This window comes from Opitutus sp. ER46 (genome assembly GCF_003054705.1).
GTDB lineage: Bacteria > Verrucomicrobiota > Verrucomicrobiia > Opitutales > Opitutaceae > ER46.
Map to the genome: position 1 here is coordinate 448,302 of NZ_QAYX01000022.1, position 12,367 is coordinate 460,668.

Genomic DNA, 12,367 nt, shown 5'->3' on the forward strand with positions numbered 1-12,367 from the left:
CCCCCATGCATGATCCCGCTCTCATCGGCATCGATCTTGGCGGCACCAAGTGCGCCGTCAGCGTCACCGACGGCGACAAGGTCCGCGAGGTTGCCCGCTTCGCCTCCGATCTCCCCCGGCCCACGCTCGAGCGCCTGCACCTCGAGATCGAGCGGCTGCATCCCGGACCCGACGTCGTCTTCGGCGTGTCCTGCGGCGGCCCGCTCGATGCCGCGCGCGGGCTGATCCTCTCCCCGCCGAATCTCCCCGGCTGGGATCGCGTCGACATCTGCCAGGCGCTCACCCGCCGTCACGGCGGCCGCGCCGCGCTCATGAACGACGCCAACGCCTGCGCCCTCGCCGAGTGGCAGTACGGCGCCGGCCGTGGCGCCCGGAACATGGTCTTCCTCACCATGGGCACGGGCATGGGCGCCGGTCTCATCCTTGACGGCCGCCTCTACGAGGGCACCAACGGCAATGCCGGCGAGGTCGGCCATATCCGACTCCAGCCCGAGGGTCCCATCGGCTACCACAAGGCCGGCTCCTTCGAGGGTTTCTGCTCTGGTGGCGGCATCGCCCAACTTGCCCACCGGGTCTGGCCCAAGGCCGCCGCCGGCGAGCTTTCCGCCCGCGAGGTCGCTACCGCTGCAAATCTCGGCGATCCCGCCGCGCTGCAACTTTGGACCGATGTCGGCACCCACCTCGGCGAGGCGCTCGCCATCCTCGTCGATGTCCTCAATCCCGACCGCATCGTCATCGGGAGCATCTACGCCCGCTGCGAACGCTTCATCGCCCGCGCGATGCAAGACGCCCTGCGCCGCGAGGCGCTCGCCCCCAGCCTCGCCGTTTGTTCCGTCGTGCCCGCCGCCCTCGGCGAGCAGATCGGCAGCTACGGCGCGATCTCCGTTGCCCGCCACGCCGCCCAGGCTCCGCGCTAGCGCGCCACCGTTCTCCTTTCCCCTCACGTCCGGTGCCCGGCCCGGCCGTCGTGCGTCAGTTTCCCTTTCACCCGATTCTTCGCCATGAACCCCTCGCGCCGCACGTTCCTGCAGACATCCGCCACCCTCGCCGCCACGCTCCCGCTGCTCCGCCTGCCGGCCCTCGGCGCCACGCCCGCCCCCGCCACGCCCGCCGCCTCCGCTGCCGACCCCGCGCGCGGGCTGCTCTTCGACCCGGCTGACCTGCCCCGCATGCGCGCCAACCTCGACCTCCCGCGGCTCGCCGAGGTCAAGGCCAAGCTCCTGGGCGTCAACTTCGCCGCTGAGACCCGGTTCCTGCGCGACGAGCTCCGGCTCAACAACCACGTCGCCGACTTCCTTCGCGCCTGGCAGGTGCTCGAAACGTGCAGCTTCGCGTACGCCGTTTACGGCGACCGCCGCCACCTCGACGTCGCGCTCCTCGCGCTCGAACGCCTCTGCGACTACAAGCGTTGGGACTACTTCCTCGAGGGCGGCAAGGACACGATCGGCCTGCAGCGCGCCCCCGAGGCCACGATCGCCGCGCTCTACGCGCTCGACTGGCTCCGCGACGCCGTGCCCGCCGCGCTCCGCCAGCGGGTTGAGGACAAGGTCCTCCACGAGGGCGCTCCCGCGTGCTACCGCACGTTGTACGGCATGCAGCACCCGGACCGCGTCCGCGGCTGGGGCTTCGACCCGGAGGACGACTACGCATTCCGTTTCGATCTGAGCCGGTGGCCGATCATCCTCAACTCGACCAACCTCAAGGTCATCCCGACCTGCGGCCTGGGCTTCGCCGGACTCTGGTTCCACGGTCGTCACCCCGATGCCGCCAAGTGGCTCGATCTCTCCCGTCAAAGCGCCCGCGCGTTCTCCGTCATGTACGGTACCGACGGCGCCTACGAGGAGGGCGTCGGCTACTGGGGCTACACCACGCTGCATATGGCGATGCTCGCGGAGGCCGTCTATCGGCGCCTCGGCCTCGATGACCGCACGCTCGTCAACTACCCCGGCACGATCCGGTACGCACTGTCCCTCGCCATGCCGTGCGGCGGCGCCGCCATCACCGATCCCAACGCGCAGCGGCCCTACAACGCCACGCCCAAGGGCAACTACGTTCCCGCGCTCGACATCGTGAATTTCTCGGATGCCGGTATCGGCATGGACGTCTCCGTCGCCGCCTGGGTCGGCCTCGCGGCGCAGGATCCACTGAGCAATTACGTCGCGAAGCACACCGGCTCGCTCAAGCAGTTGCACGCCGCGGTCTGGTACCGCGCCGACGCCCCGGAACAGGCGCCCGGCCCCGAGATGCTCGATGTGCGGCTCAGCAACGACTGGATCGTCTCGCGCACCGGCTGGGGTCCCGATGACACCGTCGTCGCCCTTCGCAGCGGCGGTCCGTCCAATCACGAGCACGCCGACCGCAACAGCGTCATTTTCAAGGCGCACGGCGAACGGCTCTTCAGCGACCCGTTCCGCGCCGGCTACTCCCCCAAGATTCCGCGCTGGCTGTTGCGCCAAACCCAGGCCCACACCGCCCTCCTGATCGATGGCCACGGCCACCAGTATCACGACGGCCGCGAGGGCACCAACTCCTCCTGGGCCAACGCCACCGTCGTCGACCACCGCACCGGCCCGTCCTGGATGACCGTCACCAGTGACGCCACCGAGGCCTACGCGCTCGTCGACCCCGACGTCCTCCTCGTCACGCGCACCCTCGTTTTCCTCAAGCCCGAGGTGCTCGTGATCGCCGACCACGTGAAGCTACGGCAGGCCAAGCCTGTGCAGATCCGCTTCCAGGTCTTCAACGACGACGGCCGCGGTGAGGCCGCCGTCACCGACGCAACCTTCCGCATCTCCCGCCCGCTCGCCTCCGCCCAGGCGGTCGTCGCCGGGTCCTCCGCGATCGTCCTGCGTCAAGCCCGCCTCGCCCTCGAGGACGAGACCGTCTTCCCGTTCGTCGAGGCCGCGTTCGCCGCCGCCACCGAACACGTGATCCTCACCGTCGCCACCGCCGCCCCGGCCACGAGTGCCCACGGCATCGCGACCATCGATCGCGCCGGCACCACCTGGCGTATCGGCGGCACGCACCGTGACCACGCGATCAAGGCCACCCTCACGTTCGACGCGACGAATCGCCCGACCCTCACTTTGTGACCTTACCTCTCGCCTCCTCGCTCGTCGGCCGGGTCCAGCATTCGGACTTCAATACGGTCAACGCGTACGACTACGCGTTGATCGGCCTCTACTTTGCCGTGGTCATCTTCGTCGGCTTCTTCGCCGCCCGACAGACTCGCGGCACCGACGACTACTTCAAGGCCGGCGGCAAGGTGCCGTGGGTCCTGGCCGGCTTGTCCAACTGGGTCACCGGCTTCTCGGCCTTCATGTTCGTCGCCGCCGCGGGCTTCACCTACCGGATCGGCCTTGGCGCGCTCCTCATCTTCACCATGGCCACGTGGGCTTACCTGGCCGGGTATTTCTACTTCGCCAAAATGTGGCGGCGCGCCCGGCTCGACTCGCCCCTCCAGTTCCTCACCAAGCGCTATTCGCCGTCCACGACCTACTTTTACTCCGTCACTTCGATTCTGCCCCAGATCGTCGGCATCGGCCAGGGCCTCTACATCCTCTGCATCTTCGTTTCCACCGCCCTTGGCTTCGGCGACCGCGTGTTCACGCTCCTCGGGGTCAGCTTCAACGGTCTGCAGGCCTCCATCCTCGTCGTCGGCGTCGTGGTCGTCCTCTACACCGTCGTCGGCGGCCTCTGGGCTGCCGTGCTCACCGACGCCGTCCAGTCGATCATCATCGTCGTCATGACGGTGATCATCTTCCCGGTCTCCTACGCGTACCTCGGCCACGGCGGCGTGTTCGCTGGTTTCCGCCGCATGCTCGCCGAGGTTCCGCCCGAGTATCTTCTCCCCAACGGCCCCGCCTCGAATCCGTGGTTTCTCCTCGGATACTTCGTCAACGTCATGCTCGGCTACAACGTCGCGTGGCACCTCGCCCAGCGCTACTACAGCGTGCCCGACGAACGCGGCGCCCGCAAAATGGCCCTGCTCTGCGCCGCGCTTTCCTTCCTCGCCCCCCTGATGTGGGTCCTGCCGGTCATGGCCGCCAAGGTAATCTTCCCCAACATCGACGCGCTCTGGCCCGCCCTCAAGGACCCCGCCGAGTCCTCCTACGTCAGCCTCGCCATGCTGCTCCTGCCGCACGGCATGGTCGGCTTCGCGGTCTCCGCCGTGCTCTCCGCCACCCTCGGCCAGGTCAACGACGCGTGCAATTGGCTCTCCGTCACCGTCACGCGCGACATCTACGTCCCGCTCCGCCGCCGCGCCCATGGCGTCGCGCCCACCGAGCGCCAGCAGATGCGCGTCGCCCGGCTCGCGATGTTCACCATCGGCGCTCTCGGCGTCGTCGTGGCCTTCTACATCCCGCGCTTCGGCGGCGCGTTCGAGTTCGCCCTGCAGTACTACTCGCTCACGTCCGGCTTCATGATGCCCGTCGCCCTCGGCATGATCTTCCGCCGCACGCCATGGTGGTCCGGCATCGCCTCCTGCTCCGCCGCCTTCGCCGTCGCCATCCCGCTCATGGTCTTCGGCGTCTGGTCCGAAAACGCCCTCGCCCGCAACGTCCTCAGCGAGGCCGTCGTCGCGACGCTCGTCTTCGCGCTGTCCTCCTTCTGGTACCGCGCGGACGCCCCGGGCCAGGAACAGCTCCACCAACTCGACCGCGACCTGCGCACGCCCGTCCCCGACGCCGCCCAGGTCACCGTCGCGGGCCTCGGTGTCTACGGCGTCATCGGCACGATCTCCATCATCCTCGGCGTCGTCCTCATCGCCTGCACTTGGCTGCCCGCGTCGCCCACCGCCCCCGGCTACTACAACGCGATCGCTGGCTCACTGCTCATCCTTCTCGGCTTCCTGCTCCGCCGCGTCGCGGCGCGCTCCCAGTCCGCGCCCCGCTCCTGACCATGCGCCTGCCGGCCCAGGTTTATCAGCAATTCGACGCCGACCCCGCCCGCGAGGTCCCCGGCGAGGGCTTTGGCGGCTGGCGCACGGTCGAGGTCGAGCTGGAGCCCGCCCGCACCGCGCTCGTCGTGATGCACGCGTGGGACTGCGGTCGCCCCGACGCATTTCCGGGCTGGCGGCGCGTCGTGGAATACATGCCGCGCGCGGACCAGATTCTCGCCGAGGTCTTTCCCCCGCTGCTCGCCGCCGTCCGTTCCTCGCCGCTGTCCGTCTTTCATGTCGTCGGCGGGGGTCGCGACTACTACCGCCACCTGCCCGGTTACCAGCGCGCCGTCGCGCTCACGGCGGCAGCGACCGCGCCGCTGCAGGTGACGCCCGACGCAACCCACGAACGCTTGTGCGCCCTCCGCCGCGCCACGGTCGTCCCCGGCCCGCACAACCAGGCCGATGTCGCCGCCGGTTTCGCCCAGATCGATTTTGCCCCTGCCGCGCGTCCCGTCGGCGATGAGGGCGTGGCCGAGAACGGCGACCAGCTCGCCGCCCTGTGCGCCGCTCAGGGCATCAACCATCTCATCTACGTCGGCTTCGCCCTCAACTGGTGCCTCCTCATGTCGCCCGGCGGCATGGTCGACATGGCCCGCCACGGCTGTCTCTGCTCCACCATCGCCGAGGCCACCACGGCCGTGGAGAACCACGAGACCGCCCGCGAGGAGCGCGAGAAACGCCAGGCGTTGTGGCGCGTCGCGGTCGAGTTCGGCTTTGTTTTTCACCTCCAGCCTTTTCTCCGGGCGCTTCCCGCCCGTTCTCCATGAATGCATCGCCTCGTCCGTGTCCGCCTCCCGGCCTGGGTTCCGCGGCCATCGGTCCTGAAGAAGAAGCCCTCGTTCTCGACGCGCTCCGGCGCGGCGAACTGTTCCGGTATTACGGCAACGATCCCGCGCACCCGCCTCCGTTCGCGGCACGACTTGAGGCCGAGGCCGCGACGTTGTTCGGCGTGCGCTACGCCCTCGCCGTCAGCAGCGGCACCGCCGCGCTCGAGACCATTCTCGCCGCCTCCGGCGTCGGCCCCGGCTCCGAGGTGATCGTCCCCGCCTGGAGCTGGATTTCCTGCTTCACCGCCATCGTTCGCTGCGGCGCCCGCCCGGTCCTCGCCGAGGTCGATGGCTCCCTCTGCCTCGACCCCGCCGAGATTGACCGGCTCACCACGCCGCGCACCCGCGCCGTCCTCGTCGTTCACTATCAGGGCGCCAGCGCGGACCTCGACGCCATCATCCCGGCGGCCCGCGCCCGCGGCTTGCTCGTGATCGAGGACTGTGCCGAGGCCCCCGGCGCCACCTACCGCGGCCGGCGCCTCGGCTCCCTGGGCGATGCCGGCATCTACAGCTTCCAACACAACAAGCCGATGACCGCCGGCGAGGGCGGCCTGGTCGTCACCAACAGCGCCTACCTCTACGAACGCGCGGTCCGCCTGCACGACCTTGGCCAGTTCCGGCCGTACCACGCCACCATCACCCCGCCGGTCGAAGCGGCCTTCTGCGGCGCACAATACCGGATGTCCGAGCTCACCGCCGCCGTGGCGCTCGCCCAACTGCGCAAGCTCGACGCCATCCGCGACCACTGCCGCGCGCTCAAGGCCCGGATCGTCGCCCAGCTCGCGAAGCTCCCGGGCATTCAGCTCCGGCCGCTCGCCGACCCCGAGGGCGATTTCGGCTTCGAGTTGTACTTCTACGCGCGCAATGCGGACACCGCCGGAACGTTTCGCGCCCGGCTCCAGCAGCGCGGCGTCGCCTGCCAGCAGCGCACGGGCACGTATCCCCAATACCGTCGCGACTACGTGATCTCCGGCCGCGCCGCCCACCGCGAACTCTCGCCGTTCCGCAATCTCGGTCCCTGGCCCGCCCCCGGTTACCGCGCCGAGGATTTTCCGAAAACCGAGGACCTCACCTCCCGCTTCGTCGCCCTCCCTCTCGGCTGGAAGTACACGACTGACGATGCCGACCACATCGCCGCCAGCGTTGCCGCCGTCCACCGGGACTTGGCCTAAAGCAGTTTTCGCTCCGCGAAAACTGAAGTAGGCCCGGTTCTCGTTCTCGCGCGCTCGTCTCGCGCTACCGAGCTCGCCACCTTTTCCCGTCCGCCCACTTTCACCCTCACTCTCACTTTCACTCCGAAGGTCATTTCGCAGGACACCCGCCACTCTGGGCGCGCGATTCTGCCGTCGATCCGCCCCTTTTGCGCCCCTTCGGGGCGCGCGAAATCCGTAGGGATTCGCATCGGGATCCCCAAACGGGGCGCGATCATCCGCCCGTGACGCGTCTCCGCTCTCGGAATGTCCGCCCCCCGCCTCCGCGAAAGCCGACGATCAGGAGGGGCCGAGGGTGACAATTATAAACGGCTACCCCGTCCCGACTTCCGGGATAATGTCCAGATACTGGATCATAATGTCCAGATACTCGGGAATAATGTCCGGATACTGCTTTCGGTTTTTCCGCAGGAAAAAACAAAAGACCGACGCAAAACCTGCGTGAACGACTCGAAGAATTCTCACGGACTCTCGCGCCGCGGTTCACACCAACGCACGAGTTCCGCGAAAAAATCGCCGATCCCATCGCCAGATTGAGAACGTGTGAAAACGAGAACGATCACTCGCCCCCAACTTTTCCACGTCGAACTTCGGCGCCTGCAACCTTTGAACCTGTAACCTTTCAACCTGTAACCCCGGCGCGCCGTTGCGCGCGCTCCGCCACCACACGAACCGCGCGCGCGACTTTCGCCACGTACGCTTCGCCCATCGCTTCGTTGATCGTGAGTTTGATGCTGTCCTTCAAGATGGCCTCGGCTTCCGGACAATGCACGGTCCGATAGTCCATCTGCGTCAGGCCGAACTCGCGAATGGGCCAGTGCCCACCGAAGAAATTGTGGTTCTGGAACACCGGATACTGGTACACCGGCCGCGGGATGTACCCCGCCGTGCAGCTCACGCCTTCCGCGTTCAACGCGGCCGCGAACTCGTCCCGACTGACGCGAAAGTGTCCCGGCTCCAGCCGCAGCAGGAAGAACCAGAAGCTGTGCGTGTCCCCGCGCCGAATCATCGGCAGCCGCAGCCCGGACGTCCCGTCGAGTTCGGCGAGCAGTTGCGAGCCCGCCCGCACGCGTGCCGTCACGATCTCCTCGAGCTTGCCCAACTGTGCCGTCGCCACCGCGGCCTGCGGCTCGCTGATCCGATAGTTCGGCGCCAGCTCCAGCGGATCCCGGCCGCCTGCCTCGCGATCGTAAAACTTGTCGCCCCACTTGCCGAGCCCGCGACCCAGCGCGTCGCGGTTCGTGCCCACCACGCCGCCATCGCCGCAGCTCACGTGCTTGAACTCGTTGAACGAGTAACACGCCAGATCCCCCTGCAGCCCCACGGGCTCGCCCTGCCAGCGCGCGCCCCAGGCCTGCGCACAGTCCTCGATCACGGCGAGCCGGTGCTCCCGCGCCAGCGCCATCAACGCCTGCATGTCGCAAGGATTCCCCGCCAGGTGCACCGGCATGATCGCCCGCGTCTTCGGCGTGATCCGTCGCCTCACGTCCGCCGGATCCAGGTTGTACGTGCCCGGCTCCAGGTCCGCGAACACCGGCACCGCTTGCTGATAGAGAATCCCGATCACCGATCCCATATCCGTGATCGCCGGCACGATCACTTCATCCCCCGGCTGCAGCCGCAACGCCGCCACCGCCACATGCAGCGCCGCCGACCCTGACGAGGTCGCGAAACAGTACGTCAGCGGATACCTCCGACGAAATGCCTCGTAGAGCGCCTCTGTCTGCGGCCCCTTCCAGTAAAACAGCGACCGCTGCTTCACCATCGTCGTCAGCCGCGCCAACTCCGCGTCCCCCCAGCGCACCGGCAGCGGCTGCGGTTCATCGACGATCGGGTGCCCGACTTCGGATGCGCTCATGGGGTCAGAAAGCTCTTCAGGTTCGCGGCGGCAATCTTGGCCTTCAGCCGCGCCGGCGCCCGCGCGGACTCCAGCTTCGCGCCCGCCGCCGCCGTAATCAGGAACGGCGTGTGCGAGGCAAACACGAGCTGCTCGGCCGCCACTTTCGCCAGCAGATAGTCCGTCGTGTCGAACCACTCGATAAACGAGGCGTCCGCCTGCAGCTGCCGGAATCGCGGCAACAGCGCCAGCACGTCCGGCCGGCCCAGCCCGCTCGCCAGCAGCAGAAGCCGCGGATGCCGTTCGAGAAACTGGGTCAGCTCCGCCACCGGCACGGGCCGGATCGCCACCGCATGGTGCTCATGGCGTTCATCGATCAACCGGATCGTCACCACCAGCCGCAACCCGCGGCGCGCCAACTCCGGCAGCAACGAGTCCACCGCCGCCGAATTCAGCCCGTACCCATGATACGCCGGCAGCAGCCGCACCGCCCGCACCCGCGGATCCGCCGCCACGTCCGCGACCCGCTCCCGCCAGTTGCCCAACGCCGGGTTGATCACGGGCACCGGATGCAGCCCCGTCACGCGCCGGGTGTCCCGCAGCAGCGCGCGATTCGCCGGCCCCGGCTCCGGCGCAAAGACCGCGTCCACCGGCGAGACCAGCGCGTCCGCGATCCCGTGACGCCGCAAATGCGCCGCCAGCGTCTTGGCGGAGAACGCCGGCTGGAAGGTGAATGGCCACCGGCCGATCCACGTGTTGGCATCAAAGAGCTTCATGGCAGCCGGAGAAGTTCGCGGGCATTGTCGTGCAGGATTCGCCGCTGCTCCGCCGCGCTGAGCGCCGAGCCCGTCACGCGCGCGATCGCCACCGCAAAGTCGCGCACCGGCACGTCGGACCCGTAAAGGATCCGCCCTGCGCCGAGCTGCTCGACTGCATACTCCACGATCCCGGACTCCGGCGCCGCGCCCGACGTGTCCACCCAGACATTCGGCAGGGACTTCACGGCCAGGACGCCCCGCACGCCGCAACCGGTGAGATGCGCCATGATGATGCGGACCTCCGGATGCCGGCGCGCCAGCGTCGCCACATCCTCCGGGTCGGTGTGAAAGCGCCGCTGCCGGATCTTGGTCATGCTCCAGGCGTGCTGCAGCACCACCAGGTCGTGCTCCGCCGCCGCCGCCATCACCGGCCGCATGCACGCGTCGCGCGCGTTGTTGGCGATCTCGAGCTTGATCCCGCGAAAACCAAGCGCGCGACAGCGCTCCACTTCGCGCCGCACTGCCCGCTCCCCGAGCACCGGGTTCAAATAGCAGAAGCCTGTGACGAACCCGGGATACGCCTGCATCAGCCAGGCGGTGTCATCGTTGACCCGCCGGACCTGCGCCTCATTTGGCAACCGTCCGTCGACGAGCACATCGCCCAACGCCACGAGGTGCACGATGCCCAGCGCCTTCGCCCGGGCGATCACGCCACCGACTTCCGCGCGACCGCAGAAGTTTTCCTGCATGATGGGGTGCGTGTGAACGTCGATGATGCGCATCAGGAACGGTCGCCAACTCTGCCGCCCCCTCCCGCAACGTCAACCGCCGAGTAACTCTCTGGTTACCTACCTTGGTTTCTTTCTCTTCCTCTTACTCTTCCTCTCGAGCAGTTTTCGCTCCGCGAAAACTGAGTAGGGTCGGTTCTCGTTCTCGTGAAGTCATCTCGCCCACCCCAGTCGCAGCCTCTCCCTTTCCGCCCACTTTCACTCTCACTTTCACTCTCACTCCGGGCGCCCCGCGCCCGGCCACTCTCACTTTCACTCCGGGCGCCCCCGCGCCCGGTCACTCCGGGCGCGCTCTGGCGCCCGGCCACCCCGACGGCTTGCTCCCCGTCTGCCGCCTGAACCAGCGCGCGAAGTACGCCTGGTCCGGCAGCCCCACGGCCGCGGCCGTTGCCGACACACTGTGCCCTCCCGCGAGTAGTTCTTTCGCCCGCTCCAGCCGCCGTCGCGCCCGGAACTGCCCGAGCGACAACCCCGTCTCCTCCTTCACCAACCGGTTCAGGTGGTCGCGCTGGTAGCCGCTCCTCCGCACCATCTCAGTGAGCGATCCGTCCAGGCTCACGTCCTCCAGCAGCTTCCGAATCGCCCACGAGGGGCGCCGCGCCGCCGGCATCGGCGTCGCCAGCCAGCCCGCCGCCCGCAAGCACAACAGCAGCGTCTGCAACACGATCGGCGCGCCTTCCCAGTGCACCGCCTCCCCCTGCGTCGCCTGCAGCCGCATCAGCCGCGCGATGTCGTCGCGGATCTGCGACAGCGCCGAGCGCTGCAGACTGCACACCGCCAGCGGATGCCGCCGCGCACCTTTCAGCCGGAAATTGATCATCAGGCAGAGCGGCGCCCGCCGCTCCGACGCCTGAAACGCATGCGAGATCCCCGGCGGCAGCAGGATCAGCGTCCCCGGCTCCACGTGCGCCTCCGTTTCCCCCAGCACCTGCCGGCCCTTGCTGCTCAGGTACAGAAGCGCCTGAGAATACCGGTGCTGATGCGGCTGGATCGACGCGTGCTCCGGCAGGTGCCGGTGCAGCGCGAACGCCGTCACCGCCAGCCCGGGGATCCGGATCGCAGGTTCATGAATGAGCAGGGAGCGGAAGCGGCGCATCGGGTTGCACTTCCTTGATGCCGAATTTGTCCAAATTTGCACCGAGAAAATCCTCACGCCTTCCGCCCGGTTCGAGGTACACTGTGCCCATGTCCGACACCCCCGCCCCTGTCGTTCTCGTCACCGGCGCCAGCCGCGGGCTCGGCCGCGGTATCGCCTGCCAGCTCGCCGCCGAGGGCTGCTCCGTCGCGATCAATTACGCCGGCAACCTCGCCGCCGCCGAGGAGACCGTCGCCCTCTGTCGCGCCGCCGCCCCCAACCCCGCCCAGCGCTTCATCCCGATCCAGGCCGACATCGGCTCCGGCGCCGACCGCGCCCGCCTGGTCGCCGAAACCTGCCGCCACTTCGGTCGCATCGACGCGCTCGTCAACAATGCCGGCATCGCCCCCAAGGTCCGCGCCGACATCACCGAGGCCCGCGAGGAGGACTTCGAGAGCCTCCTCCACACCAACCTCGTCGGCCCTCATTTTCTGACCCAGGTCGTGGCGAACTACTGGCTCAAGGAAAAGCCCGCCCCCCGGCTTCCCGGCGGCTTCAAAGTCGTCTTCGTCACCTCCGTCTCCGCCGACACCGCCTCCATCAATCGCGGTGACTACTGCATCTCCAAGGCCGGCCTCGCCATGTCCGCCCACCTCTGGGCCGTCCGCCTCGCCGCCGACAACATCCAGGTCGTCGAACTCCGTCCTGGAATTATGGCGACTGACATGACCGCCGGCGTGCGGGGCAAATACGACGAACTCCTCGCCACCGGCCTCGTGCCGCAGCGCCGCTGGGGCACCGCCGAGGATGTCGGCCGCGCCGTTCGCGCCGTCATTGCCGGCCACTTCAACTTCTCCACCGGCTCCGTCATCTCGATCGATGGCGGCCTCCACCTCCGGCGTCTTTAGCCCGCCCCACCGGCGCGA

10 protein-coding genes are annotated in these 12,367 nt (G+C 68.3%); 6 read left to right on the forward strand and 4 right to left on the reverse strand.

The window, feature by feature from the left end; genetic code table 11:
* Positions 1 to 5 precede the first annotated feature (5 nt).
* The 5 genes from DB354_RS12125 (at position 6) to DB354_RS12145 (ending at position 6,944) form a co-directional block, all read left to right on the forward strand.
* Complete coding sequence (locus DB354_RS12125) at positions 6 to 917, forward strand: ROK family protein (RefSeq protein WP_107836061.1); 912 nt, start codon at positions 6 to 8, stop codon at positions 915 to 917.
* 84 nt (positions 918 to 1,001) lie between these two features.
* The gene (locus DB354_RS12130) at positions 1,002 to 3,092 is read left to right on the forward strand and encodes a heparinase II/III family protein (RefSeq protein WP_107835882.1); all 2,091 of its coding nucleotides are present in this window, start codon (positions 1,002 to 1,004) and stop codon (positions 3,090 to 3,092) included.
* Positions 3,089 to 4,900, forward strand: a complete 1,812-nt coding sequence (locus DB354_RS12135; RefSeq protein WP_107835883.1) for a hypothetical protein — start codon at positions 3,089 to 3,091, stop codon at positions 4,898 to 4,900. Before DB354_RS12130 ends, DB354_RS12135 begins: the two co-directional genes overlap by 4 nt.
* 2 nt (positions 4,901 to 4,902) lie before the next feature.
* Positions 4,903 to 5,712, forward strand: coding sequence for a hypothetical protein (locus DB354_RS12140; RefSeq protein ID WP_107835884.1), 810 nt, complete (start codon positions 4,903 to 4,905; stop codon positions 5,710 to 5,712).
* A complete protein-coding gene (locus DB354_RS12145; protein WP_107835885.1) occupies positions 5,709 to 6,944 on the forward strand; it encodes a DegT/DnrJ/EryC1/StrS family aminotransferase in 1,236 nt (411 codons plus the stop codon). The genes DB354_RS12140 and DB354_RS12145 overlap by 4 nt, the downstream gene beginning before the upstream one ends.
* 661 nt (positions 6,945 to 7,605) lie before the next feature.
* On the opposite strand, the gene DB354_RS12150 is transcribed toward DB354_RS12145, so the two are convergent.
* The 4 genes from DB354_RS12150 to DB354_RS12165 all read right to left on the reverse strand — a co-directional run bounded on the left by DB354_RS12150 (position 7,606) and on the right by DB354_RS12165 (position 11,462).
* Entirely contained in the window at positions 7,606 to 8,841 is a 1,236-nt protein-coding gene (locus tag DB354_RS12150) for a DegT/DnrJ/EryC1/StrS family aminotransferase (RefSeq protein ID WP_107835886.1), read from the reverse strand.
* Positions 8,838 to 9,596 (reverse strand): hypothetical protein, encoded by a 759-nt coding sequence (locus DB354_RS12155; RefSeq protein WP_107835887.1) that lies wholly within the window; start codon positions 9,594 to 9,596, stop codon positions 8,838 to 8,840. Before DB354_RS12155 ends, DB354_RS12150 begins: the two co-directional genes overlap by 4 nt.
* Positions 9,593 to 10,360 carry an amidohydrolase family protein gene (locus DB354_RS12160; protein ID WP_107835888.1) on the reverse strand — a complete coding sequence of 256 codons (768 nt, stop codon included), beginning with the start codon at positions 10,358 to 10,360 and terminating at the stop codon, positions 9,593 to 9,595. The genes DB354_RS12155 and DB354_RS12160 overlap by 4 nt, the downstream gene beginning before the upstream one ends.
* Before the next feature lie 283 nt (positions 10,361 to 10,643).
* Positions 10,644 to 11,462, reverse strand: a complete 819-nt coding sequence (locus DB354_RS12165; RefSeq protein ID WP_107835889.1) for an AraC family transcriptional regulator — start codon at positions 11,460 to 11,462, stop codon at positions 10,644 to 10,646.
* An 89-nt stretch (positions 11,463 to 11,551) separates the two neighbouring features.
* Between DB354_RS12165 and DB354_RS12170 the strand changes: the two genes are divergently transcribed.
* Entirely contained in the window at positions 11,552 to 12,349 is a 798-nt protein-coding gene (locus DB354_RS12170; RefSeq protein ID WP_107835890.1) for a 3-ketoacyl-ACP reductase, read from the forward strand.
* Positions 12,350 to 12,367 lie beyond the last annotated feature (18 nt).